Origin of the sequence: Alterinioella nitratireducens, from assembly GCF_013155465.1 — a bacterium.
GTDB classification, from domain to species: Bacteria; Pseudomonadota; Alphaproteobacteria; order Rhodobacterales; family Rhodobacteraceae; genus Alterinioella; species Alterinioella nitratireducens.
In genome coordinates, this window is the sequence record NZ_JABJVX010000017.1 from 26,717 (window position 1) to 49,621 (window position 22,905).

The 22,905-nt window shown below is 66.1% G+C and carries 21 protein-coding genes; 11 read left to right on the forward strand and 10 right to left on the reverse strand.

What is annotated here, in order from left to right:
• Positions 1-3: 3 nt before the first annotated feature.
• Positions 4-471 carry a D-galactarate dehydratase gene (locus HNS34_RS18175; RefSeq protein WP_172321518.1) on the reverse strand — a complete coding sequence of 156 codons (468 nt, stop codon included), beginning with the start codon at positions 469-471 and terminating at the stop codon, positions 4-6.
• Between the two features lie 74 nt (positions 472-545).
• Between HNS34_RS18175 and moaA the strand changes: the two genes are divergently transcribed.
• Positions 546-1,556 (forward strand): GTP 3',8-cyclase MoaA, encoded by a 1,011-nt coding sequence (gene moaA / locus HNS34_RS18180; RefSeq protein ID WP_172321519.1) that lies wholly within the window; start codon positions 546-548, stop codon positions 1,554-1,556.
• A gap of 175 nt (positions 1,557-1,731) precedes the next feature.
• Here moaA and HNS34_RS18185 read toward each other — a convergent pair whose 3' ends face one another.
• The 3 genes from HNS34_RS18185 to argE all read right to left on the reverse strand — a co-directional run bounded on the left by HNS34_RS18185 (position 1,732) and on the right by argE (position 5,445).
• Positions 1,732-2,895, reverse strand: coding sequence for a M20 aminoacylase family protein (locus tag HNS34_RS18185; RefSeq protein WP_172321520.1), 1,164 nt, complete (start codon positions 2,893-2,895; stop codon positions 1,732-1,734).
• Positions 2,896-2,968: 73 nt separating this feature from the next.
• On the reverse strand, positions 2,969-4,285 hold the full coding sequence (locus HNS34_RS18190) for an NAD(P)/FAD-dependent oxidoreductase (protein ID WP_172321521.1): 1,317 nt from the start codon (positions 4,283-4,285) through the stop codon (positions 2,969-2,971).
• Entirely contained in the window at positions 4,282-5,445 is a 1,164-nt protein-coding gene (gene argE / locus HNS34_RS18195) for an acetylornithine deacetylase (RefSeq protein ID WP_172321522.1), read from the reverse strand. Before argE ends, HNS34_RS18190 begins: the two co-directional genes overlap by 4 nt.
• Before the next feature lie 218 nt (positions 5,446-5,663).
• Here argE and HNS34_RS18200 point away from each other — a divergent pair, with 218 nt between their 5' ends.
• The 7 genes from HNS34_RS18200 to HNS34_RS18230 all read left to right on the forward strand — a co-directional run bounded on the left by HNS34_RS18200 (position 5,664) and on the right by HNS34_RS18230 (position 14,402).
• On the forward strand, positions 5,664-6,671 hold the full coding sequence (locus HNS34_RS18200) for an ABC transporter ATP-binding protein (protein WP_172321523.1): 1,008 nt from the start codon (positions 5,664-5,666) through the stop codon (positions 6,669-6,671).
• Positions 6,664-7,923 (forward strand): oligopeptide/dipeptide ABC transporter ATP-binding protein, encoded by a 1,260-nt coding sequence (locus tag HNS34_RS18205; RefSeq protein WP_328700574.1) that lies wholly within the window; start codon positions 6,664-6,666, stop codon positions 7,921-7,923. The genes HNS34_RS18200 and HNS34_RS18205 overlap by 8 nt, the downstream gene beginning before the upstream one ends.
• A 47-nt stretch (positions 7,924-7,970) precedes the next feature.
• Positions 7,971-9,677, forward strand: coding sequence for a peptide ABC transporter substrate-binding protein (locus tag HNS34_RS18210; protein WP_172321524.1), 1,707 nt, complete (start codon positions 7,971-7,973; stop codon positions 9,675-9,677).
• A 114-nt stretch (positions 9,678-9,791) separates the two neighbouring features.
• A complete protein-coding gene (locus tag HNS34_RS18215) occupies positions 9,792-10,802 on the forward strand; it encodes an ABC transporter permease (protein WP_172321525.1) in 1,011 nt (336 codons plus the stop codon).
• On the forward strand, positions 10,795-11,715 hold the full coding sequence (locus HNS34_RS18220) for an ABC transporter permease (RefSeq protein ID WP_172321526.1): 921 nt from the start codon (positions 10,795-10,797) through the stop codon (positions 11,713-11,715). The genes HNS34_RS18215 and HNS34_RS18220 overlap by 8 nt, the downstream gene beginning before the upstream one ends.
• Positions 11,716-11,951: 236 nt before the next feature.
• Positions 11,952-12,407, forward strand: coding sequence for an Lrp/AsnC family transcriptional regulator (locus HNS34_RS18225; protein ID WP_172321527.1), 456 nt, complete (start codon positions 11,952-11,954; stop codon positions 12,405-12,407).
• Positions 12,408-12,434: 27 nt separating this feature from the next.
• Positions 12,435-14,402 carry a cation:proton antiporter domain-containing protein gene (locus HNS34_RS18230; protein ID WP_172321528.1) on the forward strand — a complete coding sequence of 656 codons (1,968 nt, stop codon included), beginning with the start codon at positions 12,435-12,437 and terminating at the stop codon, positions 14,400-14,402.
• Here HNS34_RS18230 and cobT read toward each other — a convergent pair.
• Entirely contained in the window at positions 14,348-15,370 is a 1,023-nt protein-coding gene (gene cobT / locus HNS34_RS18235) for a nicotinate-nucleotide--dimethylbenzimidazole phosphoribosyltransferase (RefSeq protein ID WP_172321529.1), read from the reverse strand. The genes HNS34_RS18230 and cobT overlap by 55 nt on opposite strands.
• Before the next feature lie 88 nt (positions 15,371-15,458).
• On the opposite strand from cobT, the gene cobS reads away from it, so the two are divergent.
• Complete coding sequence (cobS, locus tag HNS34_RS18240) at positions 15,459-16,217, forward strand: adenosylcobinamide-GDP ribazoletransferase (protein WP_172321530.1); 759 nt, start codon at positions 15,459-15,461, stop codon at positions 16,215-16,217.
• Positions 16,218-16,271: 54 nt separating this feature from the next.
• Here the strand turns inward: cobS and HNS34_RS18245 are convergent, their stop codons facing one another.
• The 5 genes from HNS34_RS18245 to HNS34_RS18265 all read right to left on the reverse strand — a co-directional run bounded on the left by HNS34_RS18245 (position 16,272) and on the right by HNS34_RS18265 (position 21,259).
• A complete protein-coding gene (locus tag HNS34_RS18245) occupies positions 16,272-16,784 on the reverse strand; it encodes a CarD family transcriptional regulator (RefSeq protein WP_172321531.1) in 513 nt (170 codons plus the stop codon).
• A 283-nt stretch (positions 16,785-17,067) separates the two neighbouring features.
• Positions 17,068-17,403: a ferredoxin FdxA gene (gene fdxA / locus HNS34_RS18250; RefSeq protein WP_172321532.1), complete on the reverse strand. Its 336-nt coding sequence runs from the start codon at positions 17,401-17,403 to the stop codon at positions 17,068-17,070.
• 49 nt (positions 17,404-17,452) lie between these two features.
• Positions 17,453-17,830: an RNA-binding S4 domain-containing protein gene (locus HNS34_RS18255; RefSeq protein ID WP_172321538.1), complete on the reverse strand. Its 378-nt coding sequence runs from the start codon at positions 17,828-17,830 to the stop codon at positions 17,453-17,455.
• On the reverse strand, positions 17,827-20,667 hold the full coding sequence (locus tag HNS34_RS18260) for a helicase-related protein (protein ID WP_172321533.1): 2,841 nt from the start codon (positions 20,665-20,667) through the stop codon (positions 17,827-17,829). Before HNS34_RS18260 ends, HNS34_RS18255 begins: the two co-directional genes overlap by 4 nt.
• Before the next feature lie 31 nt (positions 20,668-20,698).
• Entirely contained in the window at positions 20,699-21,259 is a 561-nt protein-coding gene (locus tag HNS34_RS18265) for a tetratricopeptide repeat protein (RefSeq protein WP_214647530.1), read from the reverse strand.
• Positions 21,260-21,335: 76 nt separating this feature from the next.
• Between HNS34_RS18265 and HNS34_RS18270 the strand changes: the two genes are divergently transcribed.
• Positions 21,336-21,629: an SCP2 sterol-binding domain-containing protein gene (locus HNS34_RS18270; protein WP_172321534.1), complete on the forward strand. Its 294-nt coding sequence runs from the start codon at positions 21,336-21,338 to the stop codon at positions 21,627-21,629.
• Between the two features lie 3 nt (positions 21,630-21,632).
• Positions 21,633-22,580 (forward strand): alpha/beta fold hydrolase, encoded by a 948-nt coding sequence (locus HNS34_RS18275; RefSeq protein ID WP_172321535.1) that lies wholly within the window; start codon positions 21,633-21,635, stop codon positions 22,578-22,580.
• Positions 22,581-22,905 lie beyond the last annotated feature (325 nt).

A 22,905-nucleotide genomic window follows, 5' to 3' on the forward strand; every position in this document is an offset into this window, starting at 1 on the left:
TCCCTATTGACCTGCCGTGACCGTCAGCGTCACCAGGTCGGTCAGGCTGACGCCAAGCGCCTGCATCGCGGCCAGCGAGATGCGGCTGCCCGATCCGGCCGCGCCGCCCGAGGGGCGCAGCGTGACATCGGCCGAGGCCCCGCCTTCGGTGGTGATCCGCCCCGGTGTTTCCGAGGTCACAAGCGGCGTCTCCAGCCACAGGCCGGGCTCCGCCGGATTGCCGAGCGACGCGACGGTTTGACCAAGCGTGCCGGGTTCGACCGGGGCCTCCTGTGCGCCCGCGTCCTCGGCCTCTTCGGCCTCCTCCGCCGCAGCGCTTTCATCCGGCAGCGCGGCCATGTCCTCGACCTGATCGCTCCCGCGCCCGCCGCCCGGAAAGCCGCCACCCAGGGAACCGGGAATGAGATTGGAACAGCCCGCCAGCAGCGCCACCGTTCCGACCATCACCAACATGCGTGCAATATCTGTCATGGGCGAAAGCCTAGGCGCAATTCGCGCATGCTTCAATGCTTGCGAGAGGGCCACGCGGGGCATAGATAGGCCCCATGTCCCAAACCGCCCCCCTCATCGACCCGTTCGCCCGCGCCATCACCTATCTGCGCGTCTCGGTCACAGATCGCTGCGATTTCCGCTGCGTCTACTGCATGTCCGAGAACATGACCTTCCTGCCGAAGAAGGAGCTTCTGACGCTGGAGGAACTGGACCGCATGTGCTCCACCTTCATCCGGTTGGGCGTGCGCAAGCTGCGCATCACGGGCGGCGAGCCGCTGGTGCGCAAGGGGATCATGACCTTTTTCCAGGGCATGAAGCGGCATCTGGACAGCGGCGATCTGGACGAATTGACCCTGACCACCAATGGCAGCCAGCTGGCGCGTTTCGCCGATGACCTGGTCGCGGCGGGGGTGCGCCGGGTCAATGTCTCGCTCGACACGCTGGACGAGCAGAAGTTTGCCGACATCACAAGGTGGGGCCGCCTGAAACAGGTGCTGGCGGGCATCGACGCGGCGCGCGAGGCCGGGTTGCGCATCAAGATCAACGCGGTGGCGCTGAAGGGCTTCAACGAGGATGAGCTGTTCACCTTGCAGGAATGGTGCGCCGCGCGTGACATGGACCTGACCTTCATCGAGGTCATGCCGATGGGCGACCTGGGCAACGAAGACCGGCTGGACCAGTATTGGGATCTCAAGGATCTGCGCGCGCGTCTGGGCGAACGATTCACCCTGACCGACCTAGCCGAAAGCAGCGGCGGCCCCGCGCGCTACGTGCGGCTGGAGGAAACCGGGCAGAAGATCGGCTTCATCACCCCGCTCACACATAATTTCTGCGAAAGCTGCAACCGGGTGCGTCTGACCTGCACGGGTGAGCTTTACATGTGCCTGGGCCAGGAAGACATGGCCGACCTGCGCGCGCCGCTGAGGGCGTCTGCCAAGGACGACCTGCTTGAGGACGCGATCCGCAAGGCGATTTCGCTGAAACCCAAGGGCCATGATTTCGACTATTCCCGGCAGGCCGTGGATGGCCAGATGAGCCGCCACATGAGCCATACGGGCGGGTAGACCGGGGGCGGTTTCGCCGCCTTTGGCGACGATCCGTTGGGGGGCGCTGCCCCCCAAACACCCCCCGAAGTATTTGCACCAAGATGAAGATGGGTCATGTCGACCCTATCCTCATCTTCTTCGCGGAAATACCTGCTGTCGGCGGACGATGCGCCTGGGGGCCGCGAAACCTTGCTCAGGCCGCAGGCATCCGCCGTTCCACGATCTCGGCCCACCACGAACAGCCCGCCGGGATCGCCTCGTCGTTGAAGTTGTATTCCGGGTGGTGGACCATCGCCGTGTCGCCATTGCCCACCAGGATATAGGCGCCGGGGCGTTCCTCCAGCATGAAGGCGAAATCCTCGCCGCCCATGACAAGGGGCGCATCGGCACAGTCGCCGGAAACGGCGCTGGCCACCTCGGCGGCAAACGCCGTCTGTTCCTCGGAATTGACCATGACGGGATAGCCGCGGCGATAGTCGATCTCGGCGCGGCCGCCATAGGCGCGCGCGGTCAGGTCGACGATCTCCCTCATGCGCGCCTCGGTCAGGTCCTGCACCTCGCCATCCAGCGTGCGCACGGTGCCTTTCAGATGCACCGTTTCCGGGATCACGTTATGCGCCTTCGACCCGGTCTCGAAGCTGGTGACCGAGACCACGACCTGTTTCACCGGATCGACATTGCGGCTGGCGATGGTTTGCAGGGCGATGACGATCTGGCTGGCGATGACGGTCGTGTCCAGCGTCTCATGCGGTTTGGCGGCATGGCCGCCCTTGCCGGTGACATGAATGTCGAACTGGTCGGCGGCGGCAAAGAACGAGCCCGGACGGATCGCGAAGCTGCCCACCGGGCGGCCCGGCCAGTTGTGCATGCCGTAGACCTCCTGGATGCCGAAGCGCTCCATCATGCCATCGTCGCACATCTCCTTGCCGCCGCCGCCGCCTTCCTCGGCGGGCTGGAAGATCACCACGACGGTGCCGTCGAAATTGCGCGTCTCGGACAGGTATTTCGCCGCGCCAAGCAACATCGCGGTATGCCCGTCATGGCCGCAGGCATGCATCGCGCCGCGTGTCTTCGAGGCATAGGGCAGCCCCGTCGCCTCGAGGATGGGCAGCGCATCCATGTCGGCGCGCAGCCCGATCACCTTGCCCGAGCCGTCCGACTTGCCCTTGATCACGCCGACAACGCCGGTGCGCCCGATGCCGGTCACGATCTCGTCGCAGCCGAACGCCTTGAGCTTTTCGGCCACCAGCGCCGAGGTGCGGTGCGTGTCATAGAGGATCTCGGGGTTCTCGTGAATATCGCGGCGCCATTCGGTGATCTCGGGCAGCAATTCGGCAAAACGGTTCTTGACGGGCATCGGCCTGACCTTTCCGGGATTGAGGGGTGTTTGCGGCAGAAGGTGACCGATCCGCGCGGCGGCGGCAAGGGGGTCATGTGCGGAACCGCGCCAGCCGGAACGGGGTCAGGTCATGGCCCGGATCATTGCCCGCAATCAGGTCCGCCATCACCCGCCCGTAGCCCGGTCCGATCCCGAAGCCATGCCCGCTTGTCCCGGTGGCGATGCTGAGGCCGGGCAGCGCCGCGTGGCGTTCCATCACCGGCAATTCGTCGGGCAGCACGTCGATCATGCCCGCCCATTCGGTCCGCACCGATACCTGCGCCAATGCGGGCCAGGCCGCCTGGAACCGCCGCCGCGCCTCGGTCAGCAAGCGCCGGTTCGGGGCCGGGTCCAGCACCCGCATCCGCTCGAACGGGGTCTCGTCATCTTTCTCCCATCTGCGCGCCGTGCCCCAGGCATCGGGGTAGCCCTTGGGGGCCATCGCCCGGTAGCGCCGGCCGAACGGGTCACTACGAAGTTGCGGCCAGAAGGCACGGAAATGCCGGAACGCATCGGGGCCGATCCAGAAATCATGCGCGTCCGACAGGGCCAGCGTGTAGCCGCCATCGACCCGCCTGCGAAAGGCCAGGTCGTCAAAGAGCGCGCCGCCCTCATGCACCGCCTCCATCGGGCCGGTCGCCATGACCGAGGCGCGCACCGAGAGTTGCGGAATGTCGATCCCGTGGCGGCGCAGGAAGAGCGACGACCACGCCCCGCCCGCGACCAGAACCTCGGGCGCGCGGATCAACCCCTGCTCGGTCCAGAGCCCCGCGACACGGCCCCCCTGCACATCCAGCACCCGCGCCGCGCAATCCTCGACGATCACCGCGCCCTTGCGCACCGCCGCGCGGGCCAGGGCGGGCACCGCCTGCCACGGCTCGGCCCGCATATCGCTGGCCGTGTGCAGCCCGCCCACCACCGGCAGGGTGCAGCCCGGCAGCTTGGCGCGGACCTCCTCCGCCGTCAGCATGACCGAATCGACGCCCGATCCCTCGACCGAGGCCAGCCAGGCCCGATGCCGCTCCAAAGCGGCCTGATCCTTGGCGAGATACGTCAGCCCCGATTGCACCAGCCCAAGGCCCTCATTGGTCTCGGCCTGCAATTGATGCCACAGTCGGCTCGCCTCCATCATGATCGGTAGCTCGGCAGGGTCGCGGCCCATCTGGCGGACCCATCCCCAGTTGCGGCTGCTTTGTTCGCCCGCGACGCGGCCCTTTTCGACGACCACCGCGCGCAGGCCCTTCGCGGCAAGGTGATAGGCCGTCATCACGCCGATCACGCCCGCGCCGATGATCACCGCATCGGCAGCCTCGGGCAACGGGCCGGGGTGTTCGACGGGCCGGTGCAGGCCGATCGGAAATTGCGTCATTCGCAGAGCGTCTTGAGCAGCCGGTCCATGAACGCCTCTCCGGCCTCGAACTGCGCGACCGAGATGAATTCGTCGGGCTGGTGCGCCTGCGCGATATCGCCGGGTCCGCAGACGACCGCCGAATACCCCTCGGTCTGGAACTGGCCCGCCTCGGTGCCGTAGCTGACGACATGGGTGGCGTTGTCGCCGGTCAGGCGGCGCACCAGCGCCTCGGCCTCGCCGTTCTCCTCGGGGCGCAGGCCGGGCACGTTCCAGCTGGAGGACAGCTCGATATAGCTCGACGGCCGCACCGCCTGCATCTGCGCCTCCAGCTTGCGCACCTCATCGACGTAGCGCTGGCCCCATTCATCCGCATCCTCACCCGGCACGCAGCGGAAGGACATCAGGAAATGGCAATCCTTGGCGGTGATGTTATGCGCCGTGCCGCCCTCGATCACACCGACATGCAGGGTCGTGTAGGGCGGATCGAAGAGGGCATCGGCCCCGGTCGCGCCCCGCGCGCGGTTCTCGGCATTCATCCTGTTGCCCCAGTCAATCAGCTTGGCCGCTTCCATGATCGCCGACACGCCCCGGTCAATCAGCGAGGAATGCACCTCGAAGCCGCGCACATGGGTGACGAAGCCGATGCCGCCCTTGTGGCCCGTGACCGCCTGCATCATCGAAGGCTCTCCGATGATGGCAAGCGCGGCTTTCGGCACCACGCCCTGCATCGCCCGGATCATCGGTGGCGCACCGATACAGCCGATCTCCTCGTCGCGGCTGAGGCAGATTTGCAGCGGTCGGGTCAGGGGCGCCTCGGCCGCGCGCGCCGCGAGACCAAGGGCTAGCGCGTCGAACCCTTTCATGTCGCAGGTGCCGCGCCCGAAGAGCTTTCCGTCCCTTTCCACCACGGTGAAGGGATCGGTGGACCAGGCCTGCCCCTCGACCGGCACAACGTCGGTATGGCCCGACAGAATGACGCCGCCCTCCACTTCCGGCCCGATATGGGCAAAGAGTGAGGCCTTGCGCCCATCCTCGGTATAATCGCGATGGCAGGTGACGCCCAGATCGTTCAGATAGCCCTCGACCCAATCCACGAGGTCGAGATTGCTTTCGCTGCTAACGGTCGGAAAAGACACCAGCTTTTCCAGAATTTGACGCGAAGTCATGGCGGTGGTCATTGGCGGGGCGCTCCTGGTTGCTTGCCGCCAGCCTGATCCCGCCGCCGGGGGAGGTCAAGGCCACGCCCCGCAACCCTTTCATTCTGCCGGAAAATCCCGTCGCGGGCATGGTGGAGCTTCAAACCGCTTGCGGGAAAAGCGAATCCTGTTACCGTTACCGGCAAATCAGCACCCGCCCGTCAGAGGCGGGGCATGTCCAACCGGTGAGGCGTCTTGAGATGCTAGATGGGGCAAAGCCCTCCGTCCTTGATGTCAAGGACCTCAAAACCGTTTTCAAAACCCGACGTGGGGAGGTTCACGCGGTCAACAATGTCAGTTTTCACCTGGAAGCGGGTGAATTGCTTGGCGTTGTCGGCGAAAGCGGTTCCGGAAAATCCGTGACCATGATGTCGCTTATCGGCCTTCTGCCATCGCCGCCCGCCGAGGTGCGCAATGGCCAGGTCAATTTCGGCGGAATGGACCTGCTGCGCGCCGATGAGGACCAGTTGCGCGCCATCAGGGGCGCGCGGATCGGCTTTGTCTTCCAGGACCCGATGACCTCGCTCAACCCGGTCTTCAATGTCGGCTTTCAGCTGATGGAACCCCTGCGCAAGCATATGGGGCTGAGCAAATCCAAGGCCCGCAAGCGCGCGGTGGAACTGCTGGAACTGGTCGGCATTCCCGACGCACAGCGCCGCCTCAAGGATTTTCCGCACCAGTTTTCCGGCGGCATGCGCCAGCGCGTGATGATCGCCATCGCGCTGGCCTGCGACCCCGAGGTGCTGATCGCGGATGAGCCGACCACGGCGCTGGACGTCACCATCCAGGCGCAGATCCTGGAACTGGTCGCCGAGCTGCGCAAGAAACTGGGCATGGCGATCGTCTGGATCACGCATGACCTTGGCGTCATTGCGGGCATCGCCGACCGCGTGCTGGTGATGTATGGCGGCCAGGTCGTCGAACAGGGCCCGGTGCGGGAGCTTTTCGCCAACCCCAAGCATCCCTATACCCGCGCGCTTCTGGAAACCGTGCCGCATGTGCGCGGCGCGCGGGCCGAGCGGCTGAAGGTGATCCAGGGCCAGCCGCCGATGCTGTCGGGCCAACCCACCGCCTGCCCCTTCCGTGACCGCTGCCCCGAGGCGATGCCGCGCTGCGCGCAGGAAAACCCCTGGCGGATCAGCGTCGGCCACAGCCACGATGTCGCCTGTTTCTGGGATCCCGATACCGGGGAGGCGCGCGATGTTTGACGCCAGCCAGCAGCGCAAGCTCGTCTCGGTGCGCGGGCTCAAGATGTATTTCCCGATCTACACCGGCCTGTTGCGCCGCCATACCGGCGACGTGAAGGCGGTGGATGGTGTCAGCTTTGACATCTACGAGGGCGAAACCCTTGGTCTTGTGGGCGAATCCGGTTGCGGCAAGTCGACCTGCGGGCGCGCCGTGCTGCGGCTTTACGAACCGACCGAAGGCTCGATCATCATCGACGGCAAGGAACTGGCCTGGGACAATATCGAGGCGCGCCGGATCAGTGACCAGGCCGACAGGATCGGTCGATGGGCGACCTGGGCGGCCTTCTTGCTGGGTGCGGCGCTGGTGATCTGGCTCGGCGCGACCGAGATGCTGACCGGGGCCTGGCCGATCGTGATCGCCGTGCTGGCCGTACTGGTCGCGACCTATCTGGTTTCGCGCCTGTCGCGTTCCGTGATCTACCGGCTGCGCGGCGCCTCGGAAGGTGTCTCGGTCGATGAGTTTGCCCCAGATGACCGCGCCCTGCGCCGCATCCGGCCCACCATGCAGATGGTGTTCCAGGATCCGCAGGCCAGCCTCAATCCGCGCATGACCGTGGCCGACATCATCGGTGAGCCGCTCAGCGAGCATTCCAACAAGACCGGCAAGGAACGGCTGAACCGCATCTACGAGCTGATGGACGAGGTCGGCCTCAACCGCGATTTCGCCAACCGCTACCCGCATGAGTTTTCCGGCGGCCAGCGGCAGCGTATCGGCATCGCCCGCGCCCTGGCGCTGAACCCCAAATTCATCGTCTGTGACGAGCCCATCGCGGCGCTCGACGTGTCGATCCAGGCGCAGGTGGTGAACCTGCTGGAAGACCTCCAGACCGAGCTTGGCCTGACCTACCTTTTCATCAGTCACGACCTGTCCATGGTGCGCCATATCGCCGACCGCGTGGCGGTCATGTATCTGGGCAAGATCGTCGAACTGGCCCCGCGCGACGGCCTCTACGAGGATCCGCACCACCCCTATACCAAGGCACTGCTCTCGGCCGTGCCCGAACCCGACCCGGTTTCCCATGACGAGGCCAACCGGGTGATCCTGCAAGGCGATGTGCCAAGCCCCTCCAACCCGCCCAAGGGCTGCAATTTCTGCACCCGCTGTCCCAGCGTGATGGATATATGCCACCAGATCGACCCCGAGTTTCGCGAAGTTTCGGCGGGCCGCTTCGTCGCCTGCCACCTGTTCAACGATACCCAGACCGCCGGCTGAACCGGCGGCGTCCGAGGCAATAAGAGCAAACCAACAAGGAGAGACACATGAAACTAAGACATCTCATGCTCGGGGCCGCAGCGGCGTTTGCGCTGTCCCCCGCGGCAGCGCTGGCTGAAAGGGGCTCGGACGGCCAGCTCAACATCATCTACTGGCAGGCACCCTCGACGCTGAACCCGTATCTGTCGGGCGGCACCAAGGAGGTCGAGGCGGCCTCGCTGGTGCTGGAGCCGCTGGCCGGCTTCGACAACAACGGCGAACTGGTTCCGCGTCTGGTGGACGAGATCCCCACCGTGGAAAACGGCGGCGTCTCCGAAGACCTGACCTCCATCACCTGGGTCCTGTCCGAGGGCATCACCTGGTCCGATGGCAGCCCGGTCACGGCCAATGACGCCGTGTTCACCTGGCAATACTGCACCGATCCCGAAGGCGGCTGCGCGCAGGCGTCCTATTTCGACGGGGTGGAAAGCGTGGAAGCGGTCGATGACCGGACCATCCGCATCAACTTCACCGCGCCCAAGCCGTTCCCCTATACCGCGCTGGTGGGGGCTGAAAGCCCGCTGATCCAGGCCGCACAATTCGCGGATTGCCTGGGCGCGGCGGCCCCCGAATGCACCGAGGCCAACTTTGGCCCGATCGGCACCGGCCCCTTCGTCGTCACCGAGTTCCGTCCCAATGACGTGATCACCTACGCGGCGAACGAGAACTACCGCGTGCCGGATCAGCCGGCCTTTGCCACCGTGGTCTTCAAAGGCGGCGGCGACGCGGCCTCCGCGGCCCGTGCGGTTCTGGAAACCGGTGAATTCGACTATGCCTGGAACCTCCAGATCGACCCGACCATCCTGGCCGAAATGGAAGCCAACGGCATCGGCGAGGTCGTGACCGCCTTCGGCACGAGCGTCGAGCGTCTGCACCTGAACCAGACCAATCCCGACCCCGCGCTTGGCGACATGCGCTCCACCCTGGAAGGCGGCGAACATCCGTTCCTGACCGACCCGGCCGTGGGTCAGGCCATGTCCATGGCCATCGACCGCGCGCTTTTGGTGGAAATCGGCTATGGGGCCGGTGGTCAGGCCACCTGCAACGTGCTGCCGGCGCCCGAGCTCTATGCCTCGACCGCCAATGACGACTGCCTGACGCAGGATCTCGAAGGTGCCGCGCAGGTGCTGGAAGATGCCGGTTGGGTCGATGAAGACGGCGACGGCGTGCGCGAGCGCGACGGTATCCGCCTGAGCGTTCTCTACCAGACCTCGACCAACGCCGTCCGTCAGGACACCCAGGCGCTGGTCAAGCAGTGGTGGGAAGAAATCGGCATCGAGGTCGAGCTGCGCAACATCGACGCGTCGGTCTTCTTCGGCGGCGACCCCTCCAGCCCGGACACGTTCCAGAAGTTCTATGCAGATATCGAGATGTATACGAACAACTTCGCGGGCGTCGATCCCGAGGCCTACATGGCCAACTGGCGCTGCAACGAGATCCCTGGCCCCGACACCCAGTGGCAGGGCTCGAACATCCAGCGTTTCTGCGACCCGGCCTATGACGCCCTGGTCGACGAGATGGCCCAGACCGCAGCCCTGGAAGAGCGCGGCCGCCTGGCGCAGGAGATGAACGACATGCTGGTGCAAAGCTACTCGATCATCCCGCTGATCCACCGTGGCGGCGTCTCGGCCCATGCCGTGACCCTGGAAGGTGTCCGGATGTCCGACTGGGATTCCGAGCTGTGGAACATCGCCGAATGGTCGCGGGCCGAGTAACCCCGGTCTGACCTGATATCACCGGCCCCTCCGGCCCGCGCATTCGCGGGTCGCCGGGGGGGCCACCCCTTCCCCGCCCATGGCACGCTGCCAGACTTCTGAACCGAGGCGCCCATGCTGACCTTCACGCTCCGTCGCTTGCTCCTGGCAATCCCGACGCTTCTGTTCATCAGTCTGATCATTTTCCTGATCCTCGACCTGGCCCCGTCCGACCCGACGGCCAGCCTGCCCCTGACGATCCCGCCCGAAGTGCGCGCCGAGATCCGCGCCTCGCTCGGCCTCGATGAGCCGATGGTGGTGCGCTTTGCGCTCTGGTTGCAGCAATTCTTCATCAACGAGCCGCTGAACCTGCTGGAGCAATGGACCGGCCTGAGCTTCGGCGATGGCGACCGCACCCGCGTGATCTCGTGGCAGACCCGCAGCCCGGTCGTCGATATCATCGCGCAGCGCATGCCGCAGACCCTGTGGGTGGTCGGCACCTCCTATGTCGTCGGGATCCTGATCGCGGTGCCCATCGGGGTGATCTCGGCCTACCGGCAATACAGCTGGTTCGACCAGATCGGCACTTTCGTCTCGATGCTCGGCTTCTCTGTCCCGACCTTCTTCACCGGCGTCCTCTTCATCGTCATCTTCTCGGTCCAGCTTGGCTGGTTCCCCTCGGTCTACGACACCACCCATGTAGTGACGGATTGGGCGAGCTTCGTGGTGCAGCTCAAGCAGATCATCATGCCGGTGATGGTCCTGGGCCTCTACAATGCCAGCCAGATCAGCCGCTTCATGCGCGCCTCGATGCTGGACAACCTGAACCAGGATTACGTGCGCACCGCCCGCGCCAAGGGCATGACCGAGCGGGTCGTGGTCCTGATCCACGTGCTGCGCAACTCGATGATCCCGGTCGTCACCGTCATCGCGCTTGGCGTGCCGCAGGTCTTCGGCGGCGCGATCATCACCGAGCAGGTGTTCAAGGTGAACGGCCTCGGCCAGTTGCTGATCGTCGCCATCCAGAGCGGCGACATCCCCACCGTGCAGACGCTGACCTTCATCTTCGCGGTGCTCATCGTGCTCTTCAACCTGATTGCCGACGTCCTCTATGGCGTCCTTGACCCGAGGATCCGCTATGACTGATCTGGCCAATGTGAACGAGCAACAGGGCTACCGTGCGCCGCGCAACCAGTGGTGGGATGTCTGGGACCAGTTCAAGACCCACAAGGGGGCGCTGTTCGGGCTCGGCTTCTTCGTCTTCATGCTGCTCTTCGTCTATGTCGGCCCCTATCTGTGGCCGATCGACGCCACCTATATCGACATCCGCGCCCGCAACCAGGGCGCCTCCTGGGCGCATCCGATGGGCGCCGACCAACTGGGCCGCGACACGCTGGCGCGGATGATGGCGGGCGGGCGCACCTCGATCGCCGTGGGCCTGACCGCAATGGCGCTGAGCCTGTTGCTCGGCACGTTCGTGGGCGTCATCGCGGGCTATTTCAAGAAGCTCGACGGGCCGCTGATGCGGCTGACCGACCTCTTCCTGGCGCTGCCGCTGCTGCCGCTTCTGCTGGTCATCATCATGCTGTTCCGCGACACGCTGCGCAGCACGTTCGGGCCGGAAAACGGCATCTTCATCCTCATCGTCTTCGTCATCGGCATCACCAGCTGGATGCAGGCCGCCCGGATCGTGCGTGGCGACGTGCTGGCGCTGAAGGAGCGCGAGTTCGTGCTGGCGGCGAAATCCATCGGCACGCCCTCGCACCGGATGATCACCCGTCACGTGCTGCCCAACGTGATGTCGCCGATCATGGTCTCGGCCACGCTCGGCATCGCCAACGCGATCATCACCGAAAGCGCGCTGTCCTTCCTGGGGCTCGGCTTTCCGTCCGACTACCCGACCTGGGGGCGGCTGTTGTTCGATGGCACCGAATGGCTGCAAAGGAACCCCGAGCGGGTGATCTGGCCGGGTCTGGCGATCTCGCTGACGGTGCTGTCGGTCAACTATATCGGCGACGGTCTGCGCGATGCGCTGGATCCGAGGATCCGCGGGCGGTAAGCGAAGGATTTCGCCGCGCTTCGCGCGCCGATCCGCGGGGGGCTGCCGCCCCCCGGACCCCCCGCAGGTATTGTCGGCAAAATGAAAGGGAAGGCGGCGCATGACCTGTCGTCCCGGTCGCCTGCGGGCCGGGGCCACGCAATGGGCGCGCGTTGCCCGCGCGAAAGCGATGTGCTACCATTCGACAAGCGCGTAAAGAATGCGTGCGGAGCAGGAAACGCGCGGAAAAATCGCAGATGCTGGATGCCACCGATCGCCGTCTTCTGAGGGCGATACAGGACAATGCCCAATTGACGGCGCAGGATCTGGGCGAGATGCTCAACCTCAGCCCCAGCCAGGCCGGACGCCGCCGCCAGAGGTTGGAGGCGGCGGGGATCGTGACCGGTGCGCGCGCGGTGGTCGCCCCGCAGGGCCTGGGGCTGCATGTGCAGGCCTTCGTGCAGGTGCAGATGAAGACCCACAGCGCCGAGATCGACACCAGTTTCGTCACCTTGCTGCGCGAGACGCCCGAGGTCACGGCCGCCTTTACCCTGACCGGCGAAGCGGATTACCTGCTGCGGGTCTGGTGCGAGGATTTGCAGGCGCTGCACCGGCTGATCCATGGCCGCCTGCTGCCCCATCCCAATGTGGCGCGCGTGCAGTCGCAGATCGTCATGGACCAACCCAAGACCGACGCGCCGCTGCCGGTCTGACCAGAAAACGGAGACGTCACGCCCCTTATGGACAACATCCTCTTCCAGTCCACGATCTTCCTTGCCGCCATGGTCATCGCGGTGCCGCTGTCGGTCCGCCTGGGGCTCGGCTCGGTCCTGGGCTACCTGATCGCCGGGATCGTGATCAGTCCGATCCTGAACCGGGCGGGCGTCGATCCTGTCGAATTGCAGCATTTCGCCGAATTCGGCGTCGTCATGATGCTGTTCCTGATCGGGCTGGAGCTGGACCCCAAGGGGCTGTGGGACATGCGCGACAAGCTGCTGCGCCTCGGCACCGCGCAGGTTCTGGTCTCGACGGTGGCCATCGGGGCGCTGGCCTACTGGCTCGGCCTCAGCTGGCAACCGGCACTGGCGGTCGGGCTGATCTTCGCGCTGTCCTCGACCGCCATCGTCTTGCAGACGCTGACCGAAAAGGGGCTCTTGCGCACGACCGGCGGGCGCTCCTCGTTCTCGGTCCTGCTGACGCAGGATATCGCGGTCATCCCGATGCTGGCAATCCTGCCGCTGCTGGCGATCCCCTCCCCCGCGGTGTTCAGCCCGGACGGGGCCATCCAACGTCCCTCGGTCACCGCCGCCGCCGCCGAGGCGCAGGAGGCGGGCATGTCGCTGGTCGATGGTCTGCCCGCCTGGGGCGTGACCCTCATCACAATCGCCGCCGTCGCCGCCGTCATCATCGGCGGAAAATACCTGACCCGGCCGCTGTTCCAGTTCATCCACATGGCCCGGATGCGCGAGATGTACACGGCCGTGGCGCTGGTCATCGTGGTCGGCATCGCGCTGCTCATGGTCCTCGTCGGCCTCTCGCCCGCGCTTGGCGCCTTTGTCGCGGGCGTGGTGCTGGCCAATTCCGAGTTCAAACACGAGCTCGAGGCCAATATCGAGCCCTTCAAGGGCTTGCTGCTCGGCCTGTTCTTCATCACCGTGGGCGCCAGCATCAGGTTCGGCGTGCTGTTCTCCAACTTCGCCATCATCATCGGGCTGACGCTCGCGGTGATGATCATCAAGGGGCTGATCCTCTTCGTGATCGGGTGGGTCTACGGGCTCAAGGGACGCGATCAGTGGCTCTTTACCCTCGGCCTGGCACAGGCGGGGGAGTTCGGCTTCGTCCTCATTTCCTTCGCGGTCACGCAGCATGTGCTGTCGCAATCGCTGGTCGAGATCCTGCTGCTGGTCGTCGCCCTGTCGATGCTGCTGACGCCGCTGGTTTTCATCATCTACGACGTGCTGTCCTCCTATATCTCCGAGTCCGGCGAGACCGAGCGCGAGGCCGACGAGATCGACGCGCCGGAGGAGATCATCATCGCAGGCACGGGCCGTTTCGGACAGGTCGTCAACCGCATGGTGCAGGCGGCGGGCAAGCGCACGGTTGTTCTGGACAACGATCTTGCCACGATCCAGCTGATGCGCCGCTTTGGCTATCACGGCTTCTTCGGCGATCCGACCCGGCCCGAGTTGCTGCACGCCGCGGGGCTGGATCATGCCACGGTGCTGGTGGTGGCGATGGATGACAAGGAAGACGCCGTGCAACTGGTCGCCTATGCCCGCCAGCGCCGCCCCGATCTGCATATCGTCGCGCGCGCCTATGACCGGGTGCATGTCTACCAACTCTACCAGGCCGGGGCCAATGACATCGTGCGCGAGATGTTCGACAGCTCGCTGCGCGCCGGGCGCTACGTGCTGGAGAATGTCGGCCTCACGGAATACGAGGCGCATGAGATGGAGATGGCCTTCTACCGCCATGACCGGCAGGTGCTGCGCGAACTGGCCGAGCTGTGGAAACCCGGCACCCCGCTGGCCGAGAACAACGCCTATGTCGAACGCGCGCGCGAGTTGAACAACACGCTGGAAACGGCGCTGGCGACGCAGCTTGACGCCGCCGAAGCGCCGCTACGGGACGACGAGGAGGAGGATGAGGAAGATCATGCCTCGCCCGCCGCCACGCCCGCCTCCTCGAAGGTCGCCATGCCCGAATGACAGGCGACGGCGCCCTTCAGGATCTGGACCGCCAGCGCCGCGCCCGAGCCTTCGCCAAGCCGCATGCCCAGTGACAAAAGCGGCGCCTTGCCGAGCCGCGTCAGGAGCGCCCGATGCGCGCCCTCGGCCGAAAGGTGCCCGGCAACGGCATGATCCAGCGCCCCCGGCACCGCCTTTTCCAGGCAGGCGGCGGCGGCGGTGCAGATGAACCCGTCCAGGATCACCGGGATGCGTTCGACCCGCGCCCGCGCGATCGCGCCCGCCATCGCCGCCAGTTCGCGCCCGCCAAGGCAGCGCAGCGCCTCCAGCCCGTCACCCGACGCGCCGGGGTTGGCGGCCAGCCCCTCGGCCACCACACGCGTCTTCAGCGCCAGCCCCGCATCGTCCACACCGGTGCCGCGCCCGGTCCAGTCGGCGGGCTCGCCGCCAAAAAGCGCATGGGCAATGGCCGCCGCGGACGTGGTGTTGCCGATCCCCATCTCGCCCGTGACCAACAGGTCGGCATCCTCCGAAACCGCGTTCCAGCCCGTGGCCAGCGCGGCGAGAGACTCCCCCTCCTGCATCGCGGGGCCTTGGGTGAAATCGCCCGTGGGCCGGTCAAGCTCCAGCGCATGGACATCCATCCTTGCCCCCGCCGCCTTCGACAGCTGGTTGATCGCCGCCCCCCCGGCCCGGAAATTCGCCACCATCTGCACCGTCACCTCCGCCGGAAAGGCGCTGACGCCGCGTTCGGTGACGCCGTGATTGCCGGCGAATACCAGCACTTGCGGCGCGTTGATCGCAGGCCGCGCATCGCCGCGCCACCCGGCATACCAGATCGCCAGATCCTCCAGCCGCCCAAGCGCGCCGGGGGGCTTCGTCAACTGCCCGTTGCGGGCCTCGGCCCCTTCGGTCGCGGCGTGGTCGGGGCCGGGGGCTGCGGCAAGACGGTCGCGGAACTCGGCGAGGGAGGCGAAGGTGGCGGTCATGGTCGGTGCGTCTCTTTCATTGCAAGGCCGGGGCCGGGCCGGTATGGCCGATTGCCAGAGGGAATGCGACGGAAAAGAGGGATGCGGCATGGCCGGGACCGACATAACGCACCGAGTTTTCGGCGATCTGCGCCTGGCGCTCGGGCTGCTGACGCGGCTGCCGCTGCCCGGTGAGGTCGACCTCACGCGCGGGGCCGCCGCCTCCTGGGCCTGGCCGGTGGCGGGATTGGCCGTGGCGCTGGCGGGGGGCATCGGCATCTGGCTGACCTCGGCCCTGCCCGCGGGTCTTTCCGCCGCCGCGGGCCTCGCCGTGATGATCCTGGTGACGGGCGCCATGCATGAGGACGGGCTGGCCGACACGGCGGACGGGCTCTGGGGCGGATGGGACCGCGCGCGGCGGCTGGAGATCATGAAGGACAGCCGCATCGGCACCTATGGCGTGATCGCGCTGATCCTGTCGCTGCTGGCGCGCTGGTCTTTGCTGGTGGCGCTGATCGGGGCCGGGGCGTTCTGGCCCGTGCTTGTCGCGGCCGCACTTCTGTCGCGGGTGCCGATGGTGTTCGTGATGGCGATGCTGGACCCGGCCCGCCCCGGCGGATTGTCGCGCGCGGTGGGGCAGCCGCCCCTTGGGGCCGCATGGGGCGCGCTGGCGCTGGCGCTGATCCCGGCGCTGCTGCTTTGCGGGGGCGCGGCGGTATGGGCGGTGATCGGGATCGCGCTGCTCACGCTTGGCATCGCCGCCATCGCGCAGGCAAAGATCGGCGGGCAGACCGGCGACATCCTGGGCGCGTCGCAGCAACTGGCCGAGATTGCCGCGCTCGCGGTCCTCACTGCCGCCGTCACATAAGAAAACCCCGCCGCAGTTCCCTGCGACGGGGCCGTTTCAGTCTTCATCCGGCTCTCAGGCGGCGGCGCGGGCGGTCAGCACATCATCGACACGCTTCTGCGCGCCCGCCTCGTCCATGCCGTTCACGGCGGCCAGTTCCCGGGTCAGACGCTCAAGCGCCGCCTCATAGAGCTGACGCTCGGAATAGCTCTGCTCACGCTGGTCATCGGCGCGGTGCAGGTCGCGCACGACCTCGGCAATGGCGATAAGATCGCCGGAATTGATCTTCTGCTCATATTCCTGCGCCCGGCGCGACCACATCGCGCGCTTCACGCGGGCCTTGCCCTTGAGGGTCTCAAGCGCTTTCTTGACCACATCGGGGCTGGAGAGCGAGCGCATCCCCACCTCGGTGGCCTTGGCTGTCGGCACGCGCAGGGTCATCTTGTCCTTCTCGAAGGAGATCACGAATAGCTCGAGCGTCAGCCCGGCTATCTCCTGTTCCTCGATGGACACGATCTGGCCCACGCCATGCGCCGGATAGACGACATATTCGTTCGGGCTGAAATCCTGTTTACGCGATTTGCTCATCTGGTTCTTCCTCTCAAGCCCGGGTATCAGGCGACAAAAACACCGCGAGGAAAGCGGAGCCTTCCAACACGAGGTGCATTACGGATGGTGTGATGCGCGTCTGGCAGCACGCGCGGAATTCTCTCACAGACTGGTTTCAGCCCTTAACATAGCACAAAAAAGGGCCGAATCAAAGCGCGGCGTGGGGCGCACGCGCGAAATCGCTGGTTTTACAGCGTCTTGCCGCAGGGGCAACATCGCATTTGGCAGGCGCAGAACCGGCCTGCCGGTCTCCCGAATCGCTTCAGCCGCCCTCACCGGGGTTTTCGGACAGAAGCGGCAGCTTGTCCGGCTTGCCGTCGAACTCCTCCGCCGTTGGCAACGGTTCCTTCTTGGAGACGATGACAGGCCACAATTCCGAGTATTTGCGGTTCAGCTCTACCCATTTTTCCATATCCGGTTCCGTGTCGGGCCGGATCGCGTCGGCGGGGCATTCGGGCTCACACACGCCGCAGTCAATGCACTCGTCGGGGTGGATGACCAGGAAATTCTCCCCCTCGTAGAAGCAATCCACCGGGCAGACCTCGACACAGTCGGTATATTTGCAATTGATGCAGTTTTCGAGAACGGCGTAGGTCATGGCGCATCCATTTCAGGTGTCGTCATGGGGTGTAATCCCCAGCACCCGATCATTCAAGCGGGCTGCGACGTAAAGAACCAAGCGCCCGGCGATCCTTGCCCGTTGGGCGGCCCTTTCCTTCATAGCCCGGATTTCGCGGAACATCGTCCTTGGCGGGCGTCAGATCGTCATAGAGCGCCTGCGCCTCGGGCGCCGGTCCGCGCCGCTCACCAAGCGCCACAACCCGCACCACCCTGATGTCGCGCCCCTGCAGGAAGGTCAGCACATCGCCCGGGGTGACGGTGGCGGCGGGCTTGTGGGTCTTGACCGCGTTCACCCGCACATGCCCGCCCGCGATCATGCGCGCGGCCAGACTGCGGGTCTTGTAGAACCGCGCCTGCCACAGCCATTTGTCGAGCCGCAGCCGGGAGGGGGCCGCGCCGCTCAGCTGTCGGTCTTCAACCCCGCCAGCGCCTGCGCGAACGGGTTGTCGGGGTCGATCTTCTTCTCGTGCCGCTTGGGCTGTGCGCTGAAGCTCTTGGGCTTGTCGCCGCGCGCGCCTTTCGGGCCACCCTTGGGCTTACCCTTGCCGCGCGGTTTGCCGCCGGGTTTGGCGTCGCGGCGCTGGCCCTGCGGGTTCGGACGGCGGCGGGGCGCCCAGGCGAAGGTGTAGAACACCTCCGTCTCGGGGGGCTCTTCCGTGGCCTGCGCCTCGGGGATTTCGGTGGGCGGCTCGGCGGGCGGCAATTCGGTCGGCGGTTCCGCCGGGCCGGTGTCGGGGTCTTCGACGGGGGTTTCCTGCGGCGGCTCGCTCGGGCCCTCATCGGGCTGCTCGTCCGGCACTTCCGTGGGCGGATCGGGGGTATCGCTGGCCTCGGGCGCGGCTTTCGCCTCTTCCACGGGCGCTTTCACCTTCACGCGCTCGCCCTTCTCGGCCTTGTAGCCCAGACCTTCCATCAGGTCCGCGAACTGTTCCAGCGTCATGCCGGTGATCGAGAGCATATCGGCCGTCGCCTCGAAGCCGCCCCGCGTGTCCTGCTGGCGCAGCATGTCGGCGAGGCGTTCCAGCATGTCGATGCGGATCGCGCGCGCGCCTGCCAGACGGTAGCCCGCATTGGGGTAAAACGCGGGGTCCGCCCCCTCGACGGCGGGGATCGTCACCAGGCCCGGCGGCGGGCTTTCGGCGAATTCCGCATGGTCATTGGCCAGACCCCAGAGCACCAGGCGCAGCCGTGTCGGCGCGGGCTTCAGCAGGGCCTGCTGGAAGATCGTGAACTGGCCGAACCGCACGCCATGCTTGCGCAACAGCCCGCGCGCGTCCTGGTCCAGCGCCTTGACCTCATCGGCGACGGGGCCGCGCGGCAAGACGCCGAGCGCCTCGACCATGCGGAAGGCGAACCCGCGCGCAAGGCCGGTGATCGCCTCATCCCGGCTCATCGCCAGAAGCGGCTCGAACAGCGTGGCGATCTTGCGGTCGATGAAATGCTGCAAGCGGCGCTGCACCTTCTGCACCACCTCCGGTCCCGCCTCCTCGTCGACAAAGGCTTCGGCGATGGGTTTCAGAGGCTCCGGCCCCTTGACCAGCTTGCCGATGGCCATGTCGCCCCACATCAGCCCGCCCTGCTCGGTGAAATCGAACTCGGTATCGGGCGCGTTGTAGAAGCGGTCGGCACGCAGATGGAACTCGGGCGCGAGGGACGCGACCGCCGCCTGACGCAATGTCTTGGCCTCCTCGGCCCCGGCGCTGGCATCCTGCCGGAACCGGAACCCTTCCAGACGGCCGACATATTCGCCCTCGACCGTCACTTCACCCTTGTCATTCACGTCGGCCACGAGGCCCTCCTTCTGCTTCAACCGGCGCAAGAGCACGGATGTGCGCCGGTCAACAAATCTCTGGGTCAGCGCCCCGTGCAGGGCGTCCGACAGGCGGTCTTCTACGGCACGCGTCGCCTCGCGCCAATGGGTTTCGTCATCGACCCAGTTCTTCCGCTGCGCAACATAGGTCCATGTGCGAATATAGGCCAACCGTTTCGATAATGTGTCAATGTCGCCATCCGTACGGTCCAAACGCTTGACCTGCCGCGCCAGCCAGTCGTCGGGCACGCGGTGCAGATCCTGCAGATACTCGAATATACGCGCGAGAAGCTGCGCATGTTCCGCATGGCTGATGCCGCGGAAATCGGGGATGCAGCAGATATCCCAGAGCAGCTTGACCCCATGCGCATCGGTCAGGCGCGGGGCCATTTCCGGCATCGCCGCGATGGTCTTCAGCGCCATCAGGTCGTCGGCCTCGCGCGCGCGGGTCAGCCAATCGTCGCCTGTCGGGGCCTCCAGACTGGCGATAAGCCGCTGAGCCGAGCCAAACTCCAGCCGCGCGTTGCGCCAATGCAGTTTCTGGACGGGGCGAAAACTGTGCTCGGTGATCGCCGTCACCGTCGCCTCGTCCAGCGGCGGGGCCTCGCCTGTCACGCCGAAACTGCCCGGCTCGGTATAGCGTCCGGCCCGGCCCGCGATCTGGGCCAGTTCATTGGGCGCCAGCGCCCGCATCCGCCGCCCGTCGAATTTGCGCAGGCCGGAAAAGGCGACATGCCGGATATCGAGGTTCAGCCCCATGCCGATGGCATCCGTCGCCACCAGGAAATCGACATCGCCGTTCTGGTAAAGCTCCACCTGCGCGTTGCGGGTGCGGGGGGACAGCGCGCCCATGACCACCGCCGCCCCGCCCCGCTGACGGCGCAGAAGCTCGGCGATGGCATAGACGTTCTCGACTGAGAAGCCGACAATGGCGGATCGCGGCACCATGCGGCTGATCTTCTTCGACCCGGTATAGGTCAGATCGGAAAACCGCTCGCGCCGGGTGAACTGGACGCCGGGAACCTGCGCCGCGATGGCCCCGCGCATGGTGTCGGAGCCCAGGAACAGCGTTTCGTGCAGCCCGCGCGCGCGCAGCAGGCGGTCGGTGAAGACATGGCCGCGCTCAGGGTCCGCACAAAGCTGGATCTCGTCGATGGCCAGGAAATCGCAGCCCATGCCGGGCGGCATCGCCTCGACGGTGCAGACCCAGTATTGGGCGCTGTCGGGCACGATGCGCTCCTCGCCGGTGACCAGCGCCACGACGCGCGGGCCGCGCAGGGCGACGATCCTGTCATAGACCTCGCGCGCCAGCAGGCGCAGCGGCAGCCCGATGATACCGGTGCGATGGGACAGCATCCGTTCGATCGCGTAATGCGTCTTGCCCGTATTGGTCGGCCCCAAGACAGCCGTGATGCGCCCGTCGCGCTGCATGTCGCTCGTCCTTCGTGGATTTGGTGGCGCGTCAGAGCGCCGTGCCCTCGGTCGCGCGGTTCAGCCGCTCGATGGCGGCGGCGATCTCGGGCTGACGCGGGTGGATGCGGGCGGCGGCGCGGTAGGCGGCCAGCGCGCGCTCGGGCTCGTCCATCTCCTCCAGCATGATGCCAAGCCCGCTAAGCGCGCCGAAATGGCGCGGCTCAAGCGTCAGCACACGGGCCAGATCCTGCATCGCGGGGCCATAGAGACCGGCCATGAAATAGGCCGAGGCACGCGCGTTCCAGCCCTCGGAAAACTCCGGCGCGTGATCCGTCAGCGCGGTCAGGTGGTCGATGGCGGCCCCGTAATCCTCGGCCTCCAGCGCCTGCATCCCGCGCCTGAGCAGCAGGTCGGCGGAGGGCGAGCCGGAATTGGACAGCCGACGCTCGATCTCTTCCTCGATGCGCTGCCAATCCGTGGTGCCGGGATCGCGCAGGCTGTCGAACAGGCGATCCAGGTCATTGCCCTGCGCCTGCGCCGGGGAAAGCCCCAGCCAGATCGCAATGGCTGCCGCCACGATAGCGTTGTATATTGAGGTCATAGTCATCATGTTCTTACCTGAATTTAACATTCGGCACCGATCATTCCAGCGTTTTCCGGTGCCCGTGACCAAAAGGAACGAAAATATGAGCGATATCATCACCGAGGCCGTTGCCGCCCTGCGCGAAAAGATCGACGGCGAATTCGACGGCTCGGCAAAATTCGAGATCGAGGGCGAAGGCTCGGTCGTGGTCGACGGCGCGGGCGTGCGCGAAGGCAGCGACGGCGATGAAACCGAGGTGACGCTGACCGCCGATGCCGACACGTTCCGTGAGATCCTCTCGGGCGAGCTGAACCCGACCTCCGCCTTCATGGGCGGGCGCCTCAAGCTCGACGGAGATATGGGCACCGCCATGCGCCTGGCCGGCCACCTGTCCTGAGCGATGCTGGAACCGGCCCCCTATCTTGCGGATATCGCGGAGGGCCCTTCGGGGGCGCAGGCCTATTGGCTGCGCGCCGCCGACGGCACCCGCATCCGCCTGGGCGTCTGGCCGCAGGGGGACAAGGGCACCGTCCTGATGTTTCCGGGCCGGACCGAATATATCGAGAAATACGGCCGCGTCGCGGCGGAATTCGCGGCGCGCGGATATGGCATGATCGCCGTGGACTGGCGCGGCCAGGGCCTGGCCGACCGCCCCGCGCATCGCCGCGACATGGGCCATGTCATGAGCTTCGACGAATACCGCGAGGATGTGGCGGCCCTGCGCGAGGCGCTGCGCGTGCTGAACCTGCGGGGCCCGCATTTCCTGCTTGGCCACTCGATGGGCGGGGCGATCGGCTTGCGCGCGCTCTATGACGGGCTGCCCGTTGCCGCGACGGTGTTTTCCGCGCCGATGTGGGGCATCCGCATGACCGGGTTCCTCAAGGCCATCTCTGGCATCGTCATGGGGCTGTCCAAGCCGCTCGGCCTGGACAAGACCTTCGCGCCCACCACCGGCCCCGCCGCGCCGATGGCGTTCGAGGACAACCCGCTTACCCATGACCGGGACCAGTTCGCCTATATGGAGGGCCAGACCGCCCGACATCCCGAACTGGCACTCGGCGGCCCCTCCATCACCTGGGTGCATGCCGCGGTCGAGGAATGCGCCACCTTGGTCGCGCTGGACCCGCTGGATATGCCCGCCCTGACCATGATCGGGTCGGAGGAGAGCATCGTGGAACCCTCGGCGGTTCACGCAAGGATGGAGAACTGGCCGGGCGGGCGGCTCGAGGTGATCGAGGGCGCGCGCCATGAATTGCTGATGGAGGTCGACGCGTTGCGCAACGCCTGCATCGAGGCCATCGCCACCTGGTTCGACAGCCACAGCGCGCGGGACGCCGCGACCGGATAAAGGGCCCGTCGCGGCGGACGCGGCCCGTCAACGGGCCGCACATGCGCTCGGTCGACCGAGCGCCCCCGCGCCAGGCCGCCCCGTCATCTGCAACGATTGACATGAGATGAATTGGTGCGGTCGAGAAGACTCGAACTTCCACGGGAGTTACCCCACAGCGACCTCAACAAATGCCGAAAGAACTTCGTCCTTTCAGCACTAACCAGTTAAAAGCTAACGCTTTTCTCAGGCGCAATGCGTCTACCAAAGAGCAGTGTCCCAACAGTTGGTGTAACTCCCGCCGGTAGCGCGGGCTGAGCGGAGCCTTCGCATAGCGAAGCGAGGC

Coding starts and splice junctions, on each gene's coding strand:
- HNS34_RS18190 (WP_172321521.1), bottom strand. CDS start 4,285: ATGACGCAATTTCCGATCGGCCTGCACCGGCCCGTCGAACACCCCGGC.
- HNS34_RS18205 (WP_328700574.1), top strand. CDS start 6,664: ATGTTTGACGCCAGCCAGCAGCGCAAGCTCGTCTCGGTGCGCGGGCTC.
- argE (WP_172321522.1), bottom strand. CDS start 5,445: ATGACCACCGCCATGACTTCGCGTCAAATTCTGGAAAAGCTGGTGTCT.
- HNS34_RS18200 (WP_172321523.1), top strand. CDS start 5,664: ATGCTAGATGGGGCAAAGCCCTCCGTCCTTGATGTCAAGGACCTCAAA.
- HNS34_RS18270 (WP_172321534.1), top strand. CDS start 21,336: ATGAGCGATATCATCACCGAGGCCGTTGCCGCCCTGCGCGAAAAGATC.
- HNS34_RS18260 (WP_172321533.1), bottom strand. CDS start 20,667: ATGCAGCGCGACGGGCGCATCACGGCTGTCTTGGGGCCGACCAATACG.
- HNS34_RS18215 (WP_172321525.1), top strand. CDS start 9,792: ATGCTGACCTTCACGCTCCGTCGCTTGCTCCTGGCAATCCCGACGCTT.
- HNS34_RS18230 (WP_172321528.1), top strand. CDS start 12,435: ATGGACAACATCCTCTTCCAGTCCACGATCTTCCTTGCCGCCATGGTC.
- HNS34_RS18245 (WP_172321531.1), bottom strand. CDS start 16,784: ATGAGCAAATCGCGTAAACAGGATTTCAGCCCGAACGAATATGTCGTC.
- HNS34_RS18275 (WP_172321535.1), top strand. CDS start 21,633: ATGCTGGAACCGGCCCCCTATCTTGCGGATATCGCGGAGGGCCCTTCG.
- HNS34_RS18175 (WP_172321518.1), bottom strand. CDS start 471: ATGACAGATATTGCACGCATGTTGGTGATGGTCGGAACGGTGGCGCTG.
- fdxA (WP_172321532.1), bottom strand. CDS start 17,403: ATGACCTACGCCGTTCTCGAAAACTGCATCAATTGCAAATATACCGAC.
- HNS34_RS18220 (WP_172321526.1), top strand. CDS start 10,795: ATGACTGATCTGGCCAATGTGAACGAGCAACAGGGCTACCGTGCGCCG.
- HNS34_RS18185 (WP_172321520.1), bottom strand. CDS start 2,895: ATGCCCGTCAAGAACCGTTTTGCCGAATTGCTGCCCGAGATCACCGAA.
- cobT (WP_172321529.1), bottom strand. CDS start 15,370: ATGACCGCCACCTTCGCCTCCCTCGCCGAGTTCCGCGACCGTCTTGCC.
- HNS34_RS18225 (WP_172321527.1), top strand. CDS start 11,952: ATGCTGGATGCCACCGATCGCCGTCTTCTGAGGGCGATACAGGACAAT.
- cobS (WP_172321530.1), top strand. CDS start 15,459: ATGGCCGGGACCGACATAACGCACCGAGTTTTCGGCGATCTGCGCCTG.
- moaA (WP_172321519.1), top strand. CDS start 546: ATGTCCCAAACCGCCCCCCTCATCGACCCGTTCGCCCGCGCCATCACC.
- HNS34_RS18265 (WP_214647530.1), bottom strand. CDS start 21,259: ATGATGACTATGACCTCAATATACAACGCTATCGTGGCGGCAGCCATT.
- HNS34_RS18210 (WP_172321524.1), top strand. CDS start 7,971: ATGAAACTAAGACATCTCATGCTCGGGGCCGCAGCGGCGTTTGCGCTG.